A 19,604-nucleotide genomic window follows, 5' to 3' on the forward strand; every position below is an offset into this window, starting at 1 on the left:
GGTGAAAAAAATTATGGTAAATGGAAAAGAACGCATGGATGAAAGTATTCTTGTCTGCGTTTATTACGGGCCTAACGGTGAACGTCTTATACAAAGAGGCTGTAAAATAGCGAATATGCTTGATTGTCCACTCTATATCTTAACGGTAGATCCGAAACCATTTGATGAGCTGGATGCAGAGAAATCAAATTATATTGCTAGATGGAAAGAATTAGCTGAACGTCACAGCGCCGATGCTTTTATCATTAAAGATAAGGAATCGAGGCCAATCTCTAAAGTAATTGCAGAAGTAGCTAGAGAAAAGAAAATCACACAAATTGTTCTCGGTCAAACAGCACAAAGTCGTTGGGAACAGATTGCTAAAGGCTCTATTATTAATTCCTTATTACGTGAAATCCCTTTTGTTGATCTTCATATTATTTCTGTTGCACGCTTTTTGAAAAACCCAGAAGGCCAATATGAAAAAGGTGTACGTGCATATCTAGTAAAAGAAGAAAAAGGATACCGTATCATCTTCAACCATTCAAAACATGTAGTGTATGAAGGCATTTTCTTTAAAGAACACGGTACAGACTTTAATAATGGCGTTTTTAAATTTATGAAAGATAAAGAAACATTGCAAGTGCAGGTACATGAGGATATTGTTAACGAATTAACAAATGTTGATATCGATACAAACGCTAGTAATGATGATGACTATTTATAAGTTTGCCTAATCTCCACCTAATTTGGTGGAGTTTTTTTTAAAGATTGACATCCACTTTAACTAGTCGCTTTTCTTGCTTTTTAATACCAATATATTTTAACGTTTCAGACCGGGAAGTATGACTATATACATTCATCAGTAAGGAAATCGCAATCCCTTTTCGATACGCATGATAGCCAAATGTTTTCCTCAACGTATGCGTGCCAATTTTCCCAGGAATTCCGACTAGCTTTGCCGCCTTATTAATAATCCGATATGCTTGCTGCCGGGTAATAGGTTGATTATTTTTCTGTGACTTAAAAAGATACTCATCCTCTTCGAATTCACGTTCCTCCATATATTTCTCTAACTCCGTATGCACTTTACCGTTTAAATAATATGCCTTTACTTCATCAGCATCATGAAGATACAAAAACTCTTTAATTCCAGATTCATCTTTTACATCCCGAACCTTCAATGCGAGTAAATCACTTACTCTTATCCCCGTATTAATACCTAACACAAAAAGCAGCAAATCTCTTTGTGATTGTTTACGCAATACGTCTTTAATCGCATTAATACTTTCGATTTCTTTTATAGGATCGACATATTCCATCGGTTTGCCTCCTAATAATGTTACATAACTTTATGTTATCATCATTTAAGTAACATTACAACGAATAATTGTTATCTAATATTTTATACTTTTGTAGTATGCTTCTTTTGTTTTGGAAATAGTCTATTGAAGACGTTTCTTGGGAAAATGATTTTAGCTGCTGTAGGAAAGGCGGTACGGGTTCTCTGTTACCTTAGCACTCGCTTTTTCATCTAATCGGGTTTAGGCACGAGCTCTCTGTTACCTTCGTTCTCTTTTTTCATCCAGTCGGGCTCAGACACAGGCTCTCTGTTACCTTGGCACTCGCTTTTTCATCCAATCGGTCTCAGATACAGGCTCTCTGTTACCTTCAAGCTCTTTTTTTCATCCAGTCGGGCTCAGACACAGGCTCTCTGTTACCTTCAAGCTCTTTTTTTCATCCAATCGGGCTTAGACACGAGCTCTCTGTTACCTTCAAGCTCTTTTTTTCATCCAATCGGGCTTAGACACGAGCTCTCTGTTACCTTGGCACTCGCTTTTCCATCCAATCGGGCTCAGATACAGGCTCTCTGTTACCTTCAAGCTCTTTTTTCCATCCAATCGGGTTTAGATACGAGCTCTCTGTTACCTTCAAGCTCTTTTTTCCATCCAATCAGGCTTAGACACGAGCTCTCTGTTACCTTCAAGCTCTTTTTTCCATCCAATCAGGCTTAGACACGAGCTCTCTGTTACCTTGGCACTCGCTTTTCCATCCAATCGGGCTCAGATACAGGCTCTCTGTTACCTTTTTTCCTTCCCTTTCTATAAAATAGGCTTTGATACTATTTTATTTTTCCTTTTACTTATCGAATCCTGTGAATCAACTCTCACATAAATAAAAGCAGTAAATGTCTCCCATCTACTGCCGTTTCTAACAATTAATAATTATGCTTCTCCATCCATTCTGCTCCCGTTTCCATATCTCTCACTTTATACGTATTCCCCGCCACTTCATCGTCTCCTAGTATAACCACCTTTTTAGCGCCTTCTTTATTTGCTTTTTCTAGAGCTTTCGCCAGTTTTTTCTTTCCTAACTCGAGCTCTACTTTAAATCCTTTGTCACGAAGTGTTTTCGCAACTAAAAAAGCTTCCAACGGTCTACCAATCGGAATAATATAGTAATCCAGCTTTGCATCTTCTATCTCAATTTTTTCTAACAAAAGAGCAGATAATATAACATCCAATCCAAAAGAAATGCCAACCGTTGCATATGTTTGCTGGGAACCGATTAAGCCGCCTATCGCATTGTCATATCTGCCTCCACTACCTATGCTCGACTTTATTTTCTTATCAGTTAAGAAAATTTCGTAGATTGTTCCTGTATAAATTTCAAGATCTCTTGCAAGAAATGGGTTAAACACGCAATATTGCTCCAGTCCTAGTCTCTTTATATAGGATTGTAATTCGTAATATTCTTCCAGCCCTTGTTTGATGGAATCTTCATTTTCTGCCAGCTGTTGATAGTACTCTATTATGCCAGTTAAATCCTTTTGTAAAAAAGTATCAATAACCTCTATTACTGTTTGTTCTAATCCAGCATCTCTTAGTTCTTCCTTTATTTTATCTTTACTAATTTTTTCGATTTTATCTAATATCAAAATCACGCGATTAATCATTTGCTCCGTGATATTCAACTGACGAAGGAATCCAACTAATAATTTCCGATTATTGTATTGAATCTTTACTCCCATCTTTAATTTCGCAAAAATATCCAAAGCCATCATCATCAGCTCTGCTTCTGCCATTTGCGATGGAACGCCTACAATATCCACATCGCACTGTGTAAACTCTCGATATCTACCAGTTTTAATCGGACCATCTCGAAAAACTTTGCCAATTTCGTAGCGTTTAAAGGGCATTTTTAACGTTGGGTTCATCGCCACAACCTTCGCAAAGGGAATCGTTAAATCATAGCGCAATGCCAGTTCCCTTTTGCCCCGATCAGAAAGTGTATACATTTCTTCTAAAATTTCTGCTCCACCTGCATATTTAGAAGCAAGCAATTTTTGATAATTTAAGATAGGTGTCTCAATCGGTTTACAGCCATACTGAATAAATACGTCTTCAATTGTTCTACGAATATTTCTTCTAATTTCTTCCTCTCGCGGCAAATAATCCAGCGTTCCTTTTACATTTTGATAATTCATCTTCTTCATTTTTTCTTTCCTCCTGTTTAAAATAAAATAAAAAACCGCCCTTGATTTAAGTAGTAAAACTTAATCAAATGCGGTTTCATGAGAAATAGTCTTCCTATGTACGATTTTTTATCGAAATAGCAAGACTACCTTTTATGATGATGTAATTGTGAAAGGTTGATGCTGTGCGTACGTTTAACCATTTCAATCACCTCTTATTTTCCAAATACTTTAACATATTCGAAATTGGAAAACAATAACTAATTGTAATATTTTTCTTTTTACCACCTCTCACAGTCAGTCATCTATGATTATGGTACACTAGGTTAAATTAAACTTATTTGTAGTAGGTGATTAAAAATGATAAAAGAAGTCTGCGTAGAAAACTTTACGCTCGTCCCTAGTGCTATTCAAAAGGGAGCCGATCGAATTGAGCTCTGCGATAATCTATCGGTAGGAGGAACAACTGTCAGTTATGGTGTTGCTGCAAAGACCATTTCCTATTGTCGAAAAACCAATACAAAGGTGATGGCCATCGTTCGTCCAAGAGGCGGGAACTTTATTTATAACGAAAATGAAGTGGATATTATGTGCCAAGATATTCATCTTTTTAAACAGCTGGGCGTTAACGGCGTCGTTATAGGTTGTTTGAATAAAGATAACTGGATTGATGAAGGGGCAATGGAAAAGTGTTTGACTGCTGCTTCTGGTATGGAAATTACCTTTCATATGGCCTTTGATCATATTGCACCTGAGCTAAAGCACCAAGCAATCGACTGGCTCGTTACCCATCGAGTGAGCAGGATTTTAACACATGGCGGCCCCCTTTCAACTAGAATAGAAGACAATATTTCTACTCTAAAGAGTTATATCGAATATGCCTCAGGAAAAATTATCATTGTTCCTGGTGGGGGAATTACCAAAGCAAACTTTCCTTTCCTATCCCCCAAATTAGGAATAAAGGAAGCACATGGAACGAGGATTGTTGGGGATTTATAAACCGTTATTAAACAGCACACTCTTACATCTTGAAAACACGTAAAGGGACTATCCCTAATTGGACAGTCCCTTCCTCTAATTATTCTCTTTATTATAATTCTCATCAAACCATTTTAATACATTCTGAATGGTTTGATCCCAAAATGCCCAATTATGATCACCTGGCATTTCAATATAATGAAAATCTTCTATTTTTTCTTTCGCTTTCTCTCTAAACTTTAGATTATCTTGATAAAGAAAATCTTCTGTACCACAGATTTGGAGCATAGCTATCTCATTGTTATTATCAAAGTTCTGTAATAAGTGAAATAAATCATTCTTACTTCCTTTCAATTCATTAATGGAACCAAAAATATTAGCAAACTCTTTATCTCTATTTCTATCCCTTTTCCACAGTTCTACAACGTCCATTGCCCCGGATAAGGAAGCAAAGCTATTAAACCGATTCGGATAAGTTAGAGCCAATTTTGTTGCACCATACCCTCCCATTGATAGGCCAGCCACAAAACTTGCTTCTTTCTGATCCGAAATGCGAAACCATTTTCTAACTAACGCTGGTAGTTCTTCTGATAAAAACGTCCAATAGCGATTCCCGTGAACCATATCTGTGTAATAGCTTAAGTCTACTTGTGGCATCACGATTGCAAATTCATAGTCTGACGCATATCTTTCAAGTGATGTGGCTGTCAACCACGCTTCATCATTATCAGACCAACCATGCAACAGATAGATAACTGGAATAGGGGTACTATTTTCTTTATCTGGAAGATATATATTCATAGAAGTTACTTTTCCTAAAACATCAGAACGAAAATTCACTTTGGAAATAGCCATTTTATACACCTACTTTTTATTAGAGATAAAAGATTTTCCTTCTATAAAAGTTGTGATAATTGATTCATCCTCTACTTCTTCATTATTGATCAGCTGAACTACCTTTTCAGCTGCAACCATTCCCCAACGATGCTTAGAATAAGATATCGTTGCTAATGACGGATTTAAAAAGGAGCCGATTTCTATATTATCAAATCCAATAAGGGAAATATCTGTACCTATTTCTCTATCTGTATTTCTAAAATATTTATAAATCCCCACAGCCATTTCATCATTAAATGAAAAAATAGTAACAGGTGGACCTGTCATCTTCGAATGAATAATTTCTGCCGCTGCATATCCTGATTCCTCTGTAAATGCAGATGGGATAACCTCATACTTTACTCCATAGCGAGCTAATTCACGTTCACTCGCTTCCAACCTTTGGCAGCTATCAAATGCTTCCTCAGGTCCAGTTACTAAATAAACCTTTTCAGGATTACTGGAAATGATCTTTTCCATCGCTAATGTCGCTCCGCCTTTGTTATCTAAGAGCACTTTTCTCACATTGGGGCAACTAATTTCCCGATCCAGCACGACTAGAGAATGACCTCTATTAGCAAATTGAATAATTTCTTCCGTGCTAAAGGTCCAATCTAATATAATCCCACCATCTACCATTCTCTCAGGAAGAAAAAGATGAGACTTTTGCCCACTACAAACAATCATGTCGTAATTGTAATGGGCAAGACCTTTTTTAATCCCTTCTAGTAACTCTCCATAAAAGCTTCCACCATAATCAGCCAGATAGACTGCTATAATTTTCGTTTCCTGCTTTTTCAATGTTCTCGCTGCCATATTAGGAATATAATTGAGTTCATTTGCAATAGCAGTTATTCTTGCACGAGTGGCTTCCGTTACCTTGGGACTGCCATTTAGTGCATAGGATACGGTAGAAATAGAAACTCCAGCTGCCTTAGCTATATCTTTAATCCCTACCATTGCCTTCACTCCTTCCTACTAGCAGTATATTTCTAATATATTTTCTTCTTGTAAGTGCTGCTTGATTACTTCTTTATCTAAGCATATTCCACCGATTCGATAAAGATTAGCTTCAAACTTACTTTCTACTACATTTCCATTGAAAATTACCTGTTTCTCTTCCTGTCCTAAATGATACTTAATTTTCACAGGCTTATCTAATAATTTAAACTCTACGATTAATCCATTTAATCTCTCAGGTAAAACCGGATCAATAATAAATGTATTCGCCGTTTGACGTATTCCTAATACATTGCTTATCAACTGATTTATATAGATTCCTGGTCCGCTGGAGTAAATACGCCATCCCCCTTTTACAGGAACATCGCCATTTTTAAGTTTATCAAAATTAGCCTGTGCTTCATACCTTGTTTTGAAATCGCCATCAGAACTGCTGAAATACACATTACTCTGACGAATAGCAGCATTTCCCACGCGATTTTTGATGCCAATTGGATTAATTGTATTTAATCCTTTCCATGTTTCTTCGGCCTTTCCTAACTTCGCCATTGCCTCTGTAAAGCGGATATGAGCATGTACATACTGTAATCCGATTTCTCTTCCAAAATTAGCAGCCTGTTCTGCACGTTTAAAGTTTGTGCTTACCCCACCTTTATAGAATGCAGGACGATTCATTAAACGCACACCATCTGGAAAATATAAATTTTCTTTAATAATTTGATAATGATGCTCCGCAATCTCAGGTGTGATTAGTTCTGCAATCATACTTCTCGTCATAGGCAGTAATCGGTATTGAATATTTGTTTTTTCATCTTCTGGATGTATCATTAATTCCACATTATTAGAGTCTTCCATATAGACAAATCCAGGAATCGTATCTGTGCTTAATATAAATCGATTAAAATCATCCTTGATATTTTTCACTAAATCAAAAAGATATTCTGCATACTGCTCATCATATCCTTCTAACACATTTGCTAAATTACGTAATGTCTGGTAAGTAAGAGCAACAGTCCAGCTACTAGCCATGTTTTTTTTCAATCTGCTATCATACGGCTGCAATGTATCGTCCCAATCTCCATCCCCGTAGCATGATAAAAAAGTATTCGGCAGAAAATTCGTTTCAATATAATGAATTTGTTTCTTTATATGATCCAATAATGGGTATAAATCCTTTGTCTTCCCAAAAGTAGTTCGGTCCGTAAATGGAATAAGTTCCTCCAATATACTGGTATCCCCGGTGAATGATAAATAATCTCCTATAACCTTTAATGGCCATACAATTACATCACCATGACTTTCATCTGCCTTAATCTTTTCAAAGCGATCAAACATAAACCACTGTGGCCAATTTCCATCATTTTCGAATTGGTTTGCATATACCTTTTTCAAAATTTCACGAACAATCTCCGGACGATTAACAGCAAAGAAATATTCAACCGGCCCTTGGGATACATCTCTTGTTCCCCATGCCGCACCGCCATACTGTTCTAATCCGTGTGGAGATAAATAATGAACTAGCATATTATGAGAATACCATCTACTAAGCAGGTTCATTCTTTCTATTTCTTCTTGGATCTGTGGATTTTCATGCTTCATTTGAAAACCATTTATCAATTCATCCAGATAACGTTCATAGCTTTCCGTCTCTTGAACCTCGCTCTTTAGATGATGTTGATAGTTTTCTTTATTCAAATTCCCTTGAATAGTAAGGTTTACTGTATGCTCTTGATTTACTTCTAACATGACTAGCGGAAAGTTAGATGACTCCTTAGAAGAAACAAAGACCCTTTCATCTTTTAACGTAAAAGGTTGTTCTACATGTACATGATACGTTAATTCTGGATATCCTTGACCAACAGTAGAATTAGATGTGCCATTAAACGTGATGACTTGATTTAATTCACTCCATTTAAATGGAACTGAATCTTCCCCATCATTCATTAAAATATGATTGCTAATGATAAAATCATATTTTTTTCCTCTTTTACTCTCAACGATGAGTTTAATCTCGTGGTCTTCCACGGAAGTATAGTTTGTCACGACAATTAAGTCATCTGCAAGCTTGTAATACCATTTAGCAACATTAAAGCCCATTTCAAAAGCAGATGGCATCGCCAATAACTGCCATTGATCCTTTACTTTCATATAAATACGCTGACCAGATTTCTTCATTATATTAAGGGAATTTCTATTATTACTCATCATTTTGTTCATCGATGTGTTCCCAAGAACAATTTGCGAGTTAAAAATACCGTACATATAGACAGTTGTTGCCATTATCGGTTTTTCTACTACCAAATCAGTCCCACTTAATAGAATATGTCCGTGTGGTCTTTCCATTTGAAGTTCCTTTTCCTTCAACACAACATGATGCTTTTTATTCGTGAAAAAGGACAAAAGCTTTTGATCTACTATCTCTTCTTCTACTTTATCACCAAATAAATCTTCTACTTCTTCAGCTGTCAATACTTCTGTTTGTACAACTTGATTAGCAACATTAACGATTTTATCCACTGAATTTGCAACCGGTTCTGATTTGTCTACTTCTGCCCAAATAGCTTCTATTTGTTGATTAGTGAAATATGGTTTTTCTATAGCTGTTGGATGATCATCTAAGACAGAACCATAAAAAATGATTGATTGTTTTTCTTGTACTTTTAGTTTCTCTGTTTGTAAGGAAACATACGCCATTTCATATTGATATACCTCCGTTGGTAAGGTTTCCTTTTGTAACGCCTCTGGAATATTAGTTTCTTTGTAAGACTTGCCAAAAAATTGATACCCATCTGTACTAAATCCGATTGTTTTTTGTAAACAACCTTGCTGAAGATAAGGAAACTTCTTCCCTTGTGGCTGATTTTGTCTTGAAGAGATTGTATATCCGTTCTGTGTATCGATTTGATGATCAATATATTGAGACACATAGGCCTCATTTGATTGAACTGCTCCTTTTCCAGCAATTCCAACATCTTGCCCATATAATAAATCAACTGTTTGATTCCCTTGTAAAGTAACTTCCCAAAACCATACATCATGTGAAGTTAACAAAAACTTAACTTCATAGGATACTCCTTCAAAACTGCCGGTCCAAATTAATCCATGTTCCCCTACTGATAGTTGGCTATCTGATTGGACACCAAGTAATGGAGTAGACAGAATTTCCCCTTCTTTAAACACACGTAAATAAATTTGATTGGCGCTACCATCTAATAGATTTCCGATAAGTTGGTTAACCATTATGTCCTTATGACGGATTTCATATATATCTCCACTTGGAAGAAAAGTAAAAGTTGTATCATTCCTATTCAAAGTCATTGTTTGAGTATTCATGTCTTCATTCCTATCCTCTTATCTTTTTTAATTCAAAACTTTTCGATTGAAGTTCTATGCTGTTTGGTCCGACCATCACTTCAAAATCGCCAGCATCAGTAGAGAATGTCATATTTCTATGTGTATACCGAAGCTGTTCCTCAGAAATAGTAAATGTTACTACTTGCTTTTCTCCACTTGCTAATTGAACTTGCTTGAAGTCTTTTAATTCCTTAACCGGACGAACCACTTCACCGACTAGATCTCGAATATAAAGCTGGACTGTTTCTGTGACAGGATATTCTCCTCTATTCTCCACTTCCACTGTAACAGTTATGGTTTCTTCTTCTGATATAGTCTCTTTATCCAACTGTAAATTATGATAAAAAACCTCACTATAACTTAATCCGTAACCAAATGGATAACGTGCATAATTAGAGACATCTAAGTACTTGGAAACGTATTTTTCCTCTGGACTTTCTTCATATGGACGACCCGTATTATCTACATTGTAGTAAATCGGTACTTGCCCAACATTTTCCGGAAAACTCATGCTCAAACGCCCACTTGGATTTACATCTCCATATAAAATGTCACTTAGTGCATTTCCACCTTCTGTGCCAGGAAACCATGCTTCTACAATGGCAGCTGCTCCATCTAATTCACTAATATCTAATGGACGGCCATTGTACAATGTAACGATAATTGGTTTTCCAGTATCCTTTAATAGTTGGAATAAGCGTATCTGCTCTTTTGGCAAACGAATATCACTTCGACTAGCAGCTTCTCCACTCATCCATTCTTGTTCACCTAAAGCTAGCACTACAACTTCTGCATGTTCTGCAGCCTTTAATGTACTAGAAATCATATCTTCTGATAATTCAAAGTAGTCACATGGCACTTCAGCAGGAATAATATGAGCAGATTTCTCTTGCATGCCCTCTAATAAGGAAATAGCTTCATCCATTTTTCCTTGCCATGACCATGCCCCCAAAATATCCTGTGAGTCTGATCCTGGTCCCACAACTGCCACTTTTTGATTCGTCGATAATGGTAAAACACCATTGTTTTCTAGTAATACAATCGATTTTGCAGCAATTTCTCTTGCAGCTTTTCTATGCGCTTCTGATAGAATTACTTCTTTCTCGCGCTCTATATCCGCTCCACGATGGGGATTTTCAAATAAGCCTAAATCATTTTTCAATTCTAAAATTCTTAGAACAGCTTCATTTAACAGTTTTTCTTCTACTGTTCCCTCAACTATTAACTCTTTTAAATAATGAGCGTAACAAGTGGTCATCATTTCGATATCGACCCCTGCCTTTATAGCAAGCTCTGCAGCCTTTTTTTCATCTCCAGCTACACCATGAGCAATTAGTTCTTTTACCGCTCCCCAATCAGAAATAACTACTCCATCAAAGCCAAACTGTTCTCTTAGCACCTTTCTAAAAAGCCATTCGTTGCCCGTTGCTGGAATTCCATCTACTGTATTAAAGGAGGTCATTACTAATTTCGCTCCCGCTTCAAGCGCCGCTTTATAGCCCGGTAAATAATTCTCCCTTAATTGCCGCTCAGACATATCTACCGTATTGTAATCTCTCCCACCCGCAGGAGCACCATATGCTGCAAAGTGTTTAACACAAGCTGCTAGTCGATCTGTATCCTGTTTCAAATCTTCACCTTGGTAGCCACGTACAAGTGCTTTAGCAAATTCAGCATTTAAATGAGCATCTTCTCCCGTTGATTCCATTACTCTTCCCCATCTTGGGTCACGTACTAAATCAACCATTGGCGAAAAAGTAACATGCAAACCTGATACACTTGCTTCTAATCCAGAAATTTGCGCCATTTTTTCTGCAGCTTCCACATTCCATGAGCTACCTAATCCTAAAGGAATAGGGAAAATCGTTCGGAAGCCATGAATAATATCCGCCATCATTAACGTTGGAATACCTAAACGGTGATTATTCATGTATTCTTTTTGGACACGAATCGCTTCCTCGGCCCCTGATAATCCTAATGTAGATCCAGCCTGTTTAATGTTTTCTTCTGTTAACCCTAAATCTGTTAATGGCCCAGTCATTTCTTCACTATTTTTTGTGTAAAAATCGGCTGAAAGTTGTAGTAGCTGATCTATTTTTTCTTCCACTGTCATTTCGTCCACTAATGTAACTAACTCTTCTTTTCTCATTTACATGCTCCTTACTTTAATCCTGATACATTAAATCCTTGCAGGATGTATTTTTGGAAAATCATGAATACAATAATGATTGGAATAATCATAAAAGTTGAACCTGCCATTTGTAAGGCATAGTTACTTGCGTATTGTCCTTTTAAAAGTTGTAAACCAACGGATAAAGTGTAATATTTCTCATCGTTCGCCATAATTAACGGCCATAAGAAGGAGTTCCATGCACCAATAAAAGTCAATATTCCTTGCACTGCAATAACCGGACGTGAAACGGGCATTATTATCTTCCAAAATATTTTCCATTCACTAGCACCATCTAACCGAGCTGCTTCTAATAATTCATTCGATATAGTTGACATAAATTGACGGAATAAGAAGATTGCAAAGGCTCCAACTAATCCTGGAAGAACAATTCCTGCCATCGTATTCGTTAAGCCCATTGCATTTAAGATCAAATAAACTGGTATCATCGTAACTTGTCCAGGTATCATCATCGTTGCAAGCACTAAATAAAAGAGAATATTCTTTCCTTTGAAGTTATATTTTGCAAAGCCATATCCTGCCATGGCGTTTAAAATTAATCCACCAAATGAGCATAGAACGATAATTAACGTGTTTTTTAAATACACTGCAAAGTTAAACGCCAAAAACAGTTCTTTAAAATTATCTAATGTAAACTCCTGTGGCCAAATTGTTGGAGGAAACTGCATGATTTCCGCATCTGTTTTTAACGAAGATAGGATCATCCATAAAAATGGAAGGACCATAAAAAATCCGCCAACAGTAAGAATAATTCCAACAATCCACTTTGAAGTTCTCGTTTGTTTTTGAGATGTATTCATAGCTTTTTCCTCCTATATTGATTCTTCGTCACTCTTACGCTGAATCCGGAATTGAATCAATGTAACAATAATAATGGCAATAAATAAAATAAATGATCCTGCTGCGGCATAACCAAACTTACTAAATTGGAACCCGTTCCGATAAATAAATAGAGCAACAGAAGTAGTACTATCTAGAGGTCCACCATTAGTCATGATAAATGGTTCTTCGAAGAACTGTAGCCAGCCAATCATCGTAGTAATGGTTACAAAGAAAGTCGCAAACTTAAGCATCGGTATGGTAATTTGAAATAATTGTTGGCGTCGGTTAGCCCCATCTAAGGAAGCAGCCTCATAATATTCCTTTGGAATACCTTGAAGAGCTGCTAAAAAGATAATCATATTCGTACCAATCGCTCTCCATAGTGCAAGAATAATTAATGAAATTTTTGCCACAGTCGGATCTTGCAGCCATGGAACTGGTGAAACATTGATAAGAGACAGTAAATAGTTTAAAAAACCAAAGCTAGGGTTATAAAGATAACTCCAAACCACAGCCACAGCTACCACATTTGTGATAGATGGCGTATAAAAAATTAAGCGGAAAAATTGAAATATCTTATTTTCACCAAAGTTAATCATGACAGCAATCCCTAAAGAACAAGCGATAACTAAAGGTACACCAATAATTACATAAAATAGGGTATTTCCAATTGATTTAAGAAAAACTGGATCTGTTAAAATTTCCTTATAATTACTTAGTCCGACAAAATTTATCTGTGACCAATCCGCTAATCCAACTAGACTAATATCTGTAAAGCTAATAAAAAAGGCTACTACAATTGGAATTAAGGAAAACAACATTAGCAAGAGCAATGCAGGAGTTATAAATAAGTACGGGGCTCTTTTACTAGTAAAGTTTCTCAATTTTAAAGCACTTCCTTTACTTTAAATAGAAAGGGAGTATCTCCTAGAAGGAAGATTCTATTTTTCTACCGATTCGATCAGGGTTCTGACCGAATCGGTAGTATTCAGATAGCCTCTTCGATGTTTGAGATACTCCTCTCTGCTCGTTTATTTGCTTAAAACTTTTTCTGTTTCCGTGTTAAACGCATCTAGTTCTGATTGCACGTCTTCTCCACCGAGATAAATTTTCTCAAAATGCTTCAGATAGTTTTGCGCAATTTCTTCAAATTCAGGAATTAACGGCATTGGACGAGAATTTTCCATTTGCTGTCCAAATACTTCATATAATGGATCTCCAGCTAGCTTTTCATCATTCCATGCTTCTTTTACTGTTGGCATTGCATTCGTTAATTCTAACCATTTTAATTGATTTTCCTTCTTCACCATAAAATCAATAAACTGTGCCGCTTGATCTTTTTTCTTTGAATGTTCAAAGATTGTTAAGTTAGAACCACCAAGACTTGAAAAATTATTATCTTTACCAGAAGGAAGAACCGCAGTTGCCCATTTACCTTCTATATCTGGCACTGTTTCATTAACCGCTTTCACCATCCACGGACCACTAATAAACATTGGCACAATAGCATCCCCTGAGAACGTTTGCGAAACATCCATACCTAAATCCTGTTTAGGTGCATAGCCTTTTTGAATCATATCATTTAAATACGTAACCGCTTCAACAAATGGTGCCTCGTTAAATAGTGGTTTTCCGTCATTAGTCAATACCTGAGAGCCGTTTTGACGCGCAAACATAAAGCCTAGCGTCTGTTCCTTCGAGTCAACATTTAGTCCATACATGTTGTCTCCTCGTTCGGATAATTTTTTTGCTGCATCTTCAAGTTCTTCCCATGTTTTAGGTGCCTCTTTATATCCAACAGATTCTAAGATATCTGTACGATAGAATAAAACTCTCGTTTCTGCTGCCCATGGAATTGCATAATATTTATCATCAAACTTTGTTGTTTCTACTGAACCTTCAAAGAAGTTATCCGGGTTTAAATTATCGTATTTCTCGATATATTCACCCATATCTGCCAATGCTCCAGCAGCTTGAAATTCTGGCATCCAAGTAGTACCCATTTGAAGTACATCCGGGCCTTGTTTTGAAGCAACCGCCGTTAGTAATTTATCATGAGCACTAGCCCAAGGAATCGCTTGAATTTTAACTTCAATGCCAGTTTCTTTTGTAAATTCCTCTGCCATTTTTGGAAGTTGTTTTACTTCATCTCCCATTCCCCAAACTGTCAGTACTTCTGAGTTACTAGCATCATTTTTACTATCAGAACATCCCGCCATTAATCCAACTGCAAGTAATGCTGTGGTTCCTAGCAATGCAAATTTCTTTTTGAAATTCATATTTGTTTCCTCCATTTTTTGATGAAAATTTTATAGAAACGTTTCGATATAAGTAAGTATATATCACCGATTTATATCTTGCAAGCGTTTTCTACCCTATTTTTTTATATAAAATTGTAGAAACGTTTCACAAATAAAAAAGAATGTCTCTACAATATTTAGGATACAAATATTGTAGAGACATTCTAATTTTAGCTAACTTATCCTCTAAAAAAATCCTTCAACACTTGGAAATCCTCTCTTACATCTATCTTGTTAGGCTCAGCACTTTGCAATCTTTCCATAATCGCTGGTATCTCTTTTACATCTTTGTTATCGGTATATTCAATGAATGATAATTCATGTAGCCAATCATTATAGGAATGCTTTGCTTTTCCATAGCTGTTTCCAAATACTAGACAAGGCGTCTTCGTTATAATAGAAAAAATCATTGCGTGCAGGCGGTCTGTAATGATTAGTTTTTTTGAGCCAATTTTATCAAGCATTTTTAAAAACTGGTCTTCTCGGTCCGCATAATCAATCACATCCACCTCTGAAAGAACCGTATCTGTTCTCTCCACAGAATTATCTTTTCCCACTAAGTCCATTAAATCAGATACGAAGCTTTCCTCTGTTACTTTTTCCTTGTCCGCTCTTAAAACAAACAATACCCCGTCCCTTTCAAGGTTCCTTGGCTCAATGGAAAGAGATAGCACCATATCTGGTGTGTACAGTACATTCGCTTGAAAAGTATCCTTTAAGATTGCTAAGGTTTGATTCTCTCTTGCTACTAAGGTGAGGTTAGGATTCTTGTTATATGCGTCCTGGCTTTTTTTCTTCTCTGCTTGTCCTTCCTCTGTATCTTCAAAAAAGGCAGATTGCGGGAATACAATCGTTCGATAATCTTTAAATGACTCGATTACCTTTCTGCGATCCTCCTCGATATCCACATACAGACTTCCTAAATTCCCTCCACCTGTAAAACAAACAACATCATCTGCTTTAATAATCTTTTTAACTAGCTCGATTCCTTCCTCTGTTGCATAATCCATAATTTCAATATATTCATAGTATGGAAAGCAATTTTTAATGAATTTCTCTTCCGCATACGCTATTGCCTGATCCCCAATATTCGTATAACTTGGAGAGCCAAATAGAAATACTTTTCTTTTATTATTAAATAACGCTTCCTGATTTACATTAGGAGCAATTCCTTTTACTATATTAAACTCTTTTCTTGCTTGATTTAACATAATGCCATTCCTCCTTCGATAGATCTTGTGGTTTTACTGTCATGTACCCAAAATTAGTAGTATTTATTCCCAAAGAAATTACTTTCTCGCTTACTTCTTCTGTTTCCACGCCATAAGAATCGCCTTTCCATCACTTGGCGCATTTTCTCCATAATCAAAAGGAAGTAGTGCAAAGAAGATATAATATAGAGAGAAATACGCAAACTGATAAAAAAAGGAGCTTCTAGGTAGAACTTCCTGCATGATTAATAAATTTATTACCAAAACGGATAATAGGTTAAATAAACTTCCTCCACCATGAATTAAAATCTGTTGCCATCTCTTTTTTTCCTCAATTCCTTTATAATAGCAAGTTGCATCTATAAAATAGAACAAGTGAATATGGATGGGACCAATACCAAATATCTCATTCCCCTTTCCAACGATTAAATCACCCTTTCCGCCAAACAGCCAAACAAAAAAATGATGTCCAGTAGCATGAATTAAGCTGACAATAGGTAATATAACGAAAAAGGCCCATGCGAATGTATCAAGATCGCTTAGAGAAAACATCCTCATCCTCCCTTCTTCCTATTAAGATGAACGGTTCAAGTATGACTAGTTTGCTGAAAAAAATTAGATATAGTTAAGATACCTCCACTCCCTATGGCTGAATCCTTTATGCGAAATTTGATAGATATTGGTAATATTTTTATATATAATTAATTTATCAGAAAATTCTATTTCGAAGGGAGAACCATCTTGATACAAAAAATTGGCCAAATCGGTGTAACTGTAAAGAATTTAGTAGATGCTATTCACTTTTATAAAGAAAAACTTGGTCTTACCCTTTTATTCCAAACAGATAATATGGCTTTTTTGGATTGCAATGGTTTGCGTATACTCCTGTCTCTGCCGGAAAGTATGGAATTTAATCACCAGAGCTCAACGATTTATTTTCAAGTGGAGAATATAACAGCTGCTTATGAGAAATTAAAGAAGAATGAAGTGGAGGTTGTAAGCGAACCACACCTTGTAGCTAAGCTGGACTCTACCGAAACATGGATGGTCTTCTTCCGTGATTCCGAGGGAAATATGCATGCGTTAATGAGTGAAATAGAGGCTGCCTGATTAGGTAGATTTTTTTGTTTGTACTTTTTAGGTTAGGTTAATGAACTGCTTTTTTCCTTGTGCTTTGGTTTTTCAGCTTTCATTGATGGATAATCCTATTGTTATGCAAAGCTTCTATTAAATAAGCAAACCCATGCAAAAAGAAATATAATTCTCTATTAAATAAAATAAGCCTCCCCGTTTCACGTGAAACAAGGAGGCTTTAACGCTGTATTTATATTTCCTAGAAAATATTCTTGATTCTCCTATTTCTAAACTAAAAACGCAAAAAACTTTATGATAGGAGCTAACACTTTTATAGCTATTTTCTTCCAAAATACCACATCTGCTTGCTCTACATTTTCTTTCGCTTTATAGCCTCCACCTTCTAAAACCTGAAGACTATGATTATCAACTGTTTTATTTAGTTCCTTCTGCAGAAAGTGTGCAAAGTCTTCACTATCAATTAAAAGCATTGTTTCTGTATTTAAGAAAGTACTTCTTGCATCTACATTGTAGGAACCAATTAAACTAATTTTCCCATCAAAAATATATGTTTTTCCATGAAGAGACTCTGTTTTTTTCTGATATTCAAATAATTCATCTACCCAATTAATGATAGATTTTCGGTTTGACCAGTATCCTGAAAAAGCAACCATATTAGGTGTTGATGCAGCAGAGTTTGTCAGTACCTTCCAATGATCGACTGTTATTTTCTTTGGATCTGCATAATCAAGCATTTTCTGAGTAGGAACAATATAAGGACTTTCTAAATAAATAGATTTTCTTGCTTGTTCACTTAAAGAAACAAGTTCTTTCCAAATAAGTGGATCTTTATTGATCCGCTGATGTGGATTGTGAAGTAAATATACCTTATCAGTTGCATAAGCATCTTTTTTCCAATCTATCGCTTTATCTATTGGCAATGGATATACATCTTTTGCATTTGCTAGTATGTGCAAAGCATCTTCCACTTTTTCTTTTCCTATTTGTTCCTTCCTATGTGATACTTTTTTTACTGCATTCTTTGTAAAAGGATGATCCCATACGTATTGATAATACTCATCTATTTGCTTCAATACAGTAGTCTCATTTCCACCTTGCTCCTCGCTAAACACAATAACATCTCGATCATTTGACGCACCTTTTGTGCCAGCTGCGCTAAAGTATTTATCCCCTATATTTCTGCCACCAACTATGGCAAGCTCACTATCAATGACAAAAAGCTTATCATGAAAACGATTATTCCATGTCCAAGGCTTTCCTAGATGAAGAGGTTCGTAATACCTTAATTCGATATTTGGATGAGTAAATATTGCATAACTGTATAAGCGTAAATCCTTGTTGAATTGATTGACTATGCCATCTAATATGAGTCGTACTTTCACACCACGATTTGCTGCATCGAACAAACTACCAAAGAATAAATCAGCATAGGGACCTTTATGGATTGCATATGTAGATATATCAATAGATTCTTTTGCATTTTTTATCAACTGCAGCCTTGCCAAACCTGAGTCTTCCCTATCTTGAAGTAATACAACTTTATCTGGTGATACAACTTTTTTGTCATTCTGATTGAGTCTAGTCGTTGGCTTCCAAAGAGGGTCTGACTTGGGATCATAAAAATAAGGAACAATGACACAAGAAATTACAATATAAAGAAGGTAAACTCCAGCAAGTACCATGATTGTCTTCAGACTATTACCGATCATATTGTCTCCCACCATTTTTTAATATAATTCTTATTATATTCTCCCTAATTTGAAAAATTATTAAAAAGAAAATTACGCTAACTAATTATTCCTATTTACTTTTTTAGAAAGATACGTGAAATAGGAATAACGGCAACTTAAATCCCTTGTAAACTCCCTATGAAAAATTTTCCAAAATAACGGAAATATCAACCGACTTGCTATAATGCATATTAAACTAAGCAAGATTTCTCAATAAAAAAATGCGGAGCCAATAGATTGTTTAATCTTGTACTCATTGAAAATATTAGATTCCCATTCACTAAAAGAATATTTTTTACAATTCTGATATCCCTAAACCATTTGCAACACATTTAAATTAGTACGAGGATTCCTTCAACAAGTTTGGTAGAGAGAACCCGATTTACTAATAGATTTCATTTGTGAATCTTAATTGAGAAAAAGCCTCAACAAATGAAAATCACTTGTTATGTAGCAAAAACAACTTAAACCGCATACCAATGTTGTCAACTTTTTTACGAAAAGAAGCGAGATACATAGTATATAAAAATTAAAATAATTATTATTAAGTTCCATCTTATCCTTGACAAAATAATTAAATTTATATAATAATAAATGTTGTATTGTAATAATTATTATTTGAATAAGTTTAGA

At 35.8% G+C, this 19,604-nt stretch carries 15 protein-coding genes; 3 read left to right on the forward strand and 12 right to left on the reverse strand.

Annotated elements, in window-relative coordinates; genetic code table 11:
* The first annotated feature begins 13 nt into the window (after window positions 1–13).
* Window positions 14–706, forward strand: coding sequence for a universal stress protein (locus tag NYE52_RS21675; RefSeq protein ID WP_341194975.1), 693 nt, complete (start codon window positions 14–16; stop codon window positions 704–706).
* Between the two features lie 37 nt (window positions 707–743).
* On the opposite strand, the gene NYE52_RS21680 is transcribed toward NYE52_RS21675, so the two are convergent.
* Window positions 744–1,301 (reverse strand): tyrosine-type recombinase/integrase, encoded by a 558-nt coding sequence (locus NYE52_RS21680; protein ID WP_341194976.1) that lies wholly within the window; start codon window positions 1,299–1,301, stop codon window positions 744–746.
* An 896-nt stretch (window positions 1,302–2,197) separates the two neighbouring features.
* Entirely contained in the window at window positions 2,198–3,475 is a 1,278-nt protein-coding gene (locus tag NYE52_RS21685; protein WP_341194977.1) for a histidine--tRNA ligase, read from the reverse strand.
* Window positions 3,476–3,814: 339 nt separating this feature from the next.
* Here NYE52_RS21685 and NYE52_RS21690 point away from each other — a divergent pair, with 339 nt between their 5' ends.
* The gene (locus NYE52_RS21690; protein WP_341194978.1) at window positions 3,815–4,453 is read left to right on the forward strand and encodes a copper homeostasis protein CutC; all 639 of its coding nucleotides are present in this window, start codon (window positions 3,815–3,817) and stop codon (window positions 4,451–4,453) included.
* 75 nt (window positions 4,454–4,528) lie between these two features.
* Here NYE52_RS21690 and NYE52_RS21695 read toward each other — a convergent pair whose 3' ends face one another.
* The 9 genes from NYE52_RS21695 to NYE52_RS21735 all read right to left on the reverse strand — a co-directional run bounded on the left by NYE52_RS21695 (window position 4,529) and on the right by NYE52_RS21735 (window position 16,698).
* Window positions 4,529–5,287 carry an alpha/beta hydrolase gene (locus NYE52_RS21695; protein ID WP_341194979.1) on the reverse strand — a complete coding sequence of 253 codons (759 nt, stop codon included), beginning with the start codon at window positions 5,285–5,287 and terminating at the stop codon, window positions 4,529–4,531.
* Between the two features lie 9 nt (window positions 5,288–5,296).
* Window positions 5,297–6,268: a LacI family DNA-binding transcriptional regulator gene (locus NYE52_RS21700; RefSeq protein ID WP_341194980.1), complete on the reverse strand. Its 972-nt coding sequence runs from the start codon at window positions 6,266–6,268 to the stop codon at window positions 5,297–5,299.
* Between the two features lie 18 nt (window positions 6,269–6,286).
* On the reverse strand, window positions 6,287–9,601 hold the full coding sequence (locus NYE52_RS21705) for a GH36-type glycosyl hydrolase domain-containing protein (RefSeq protein ID WP_341194981.1): 3,315 nt from the start codon (window positions 9,599–9,601) through the stop codon (window positions 6,287–6,289).
* Between the two features lie 10 nt (window positions 9,602–9,611).
* Complete coding sequence (locus tag NYE52_RS21710; protein WP_341194982.1) at window positions 9,612–11,771, reverse strand: glycoside hydrolase family 3 N-terminal domain-containing protein; 2,160 nt, start codon at window positions 11,769–11,771, stop codon at window positions 9,612–9,614.
* Between the two features lie 11 nt (window positions 11,772–11,782).
* Complete coding sequence (locus NYE52_RS21715; RefSeq protein ID WP_341194983.1) at window positions 11,783–12,613, reverse strand: carbohydrate ABC transporter permease; 831 nt, start codon at window positions 12,611–12,613, stop codon at window positions 11,783–11,785.
* 12 nt (window positions 12,614–12,625) lie between these two features.
* Entirely contained in the window at window positions 12,626–13,456 is an 831-nt protein-coding gene (locus NYE52_RS21720; protein ID WP_445669158.1) for a carbohydrate ABC transporter permease, read from the reverse strand.
* Window positions 13,457–13,666: 210 nt separating this feature from the next.
* Window positions 13,667–14,914 carry a sugar ABC transporter substrate-binding protein gene (locus NYE52_RS21725; RefSeq protein ID WP_341194985.1) on the reverse strand — a complete coding sequence of 416 codons (1,248 nt, stop codon included), beginning with the start codon at window positions 14,912–14,914 and terminating at the stop codon, window positions 13,667–13,669.
* Between the two features lie 200 nt (window positions 14,915–15,114).
* A complete protein-coding gene (locus NYE52_RS21730) occupies window positions 15,115–16,146 on the reverse strand; it encodes a polysaccharide pyruvyl transferase family protein (protein ID WP_341194986.1) in 1,032 nt (343 codons plus the stop codon).
* Window positions 16,147–16,236: 90 nt separating this feature from the next.
* Window positions 16,237–16,698 (reverse strand): hypothetical protein, encoded by a 462-nt coding sequence (locus NYE52_RS21735; RefSeq protein ID WP_341194987.1) that lies wholly within the window; start codon window positions 16,696–16,698, stop codon window positions 16,237–16,239.
* Between the two features lie 186 nt (window positions 16,699–16,884).
* Between NYE52_RS21735 and NYE52_RS21740 the strand changes: the two genes are divergently transcribed.
* Window positions 16,885–17,256, forward strand: a complete 372-nt coding sequence (locus NYE52_RS21740; protein ID WP_341195270.1) for a VOC family protein — start codon at window positions 16,885–16,887, stop codon at window positions 17,254–17,256.
* A 251-nt stretch (window positions 17,257–17,507) separates the two neighbouring features.
* Here NYE52_RS21740 and NYE52_RS21745 read toward each other — a convergent pair whose 3' ends face one another.
* Complete coding sequence (locus NYE52_RS21745; RefSeq protein WP_341194988.1) at window positions 17,508–18,950, reverse strand: phospholipase D-like domain-containing protein; 1,443 nt, start codon at window positions 18,948–18,950, stop codon at window positions 17,508–17,510.
* Window positions 18,951–19,604 lie beyond the last annotated feature (654 nt).

Origin of the sequence: Niallia sp. FSL W8-0635 (genome assembly GCF_038007965.1) — a bacterium.
GTDB lineage: Bacteria > Bacillota > Bacilli > Bacillales > Cytobacillaceae > Niallia.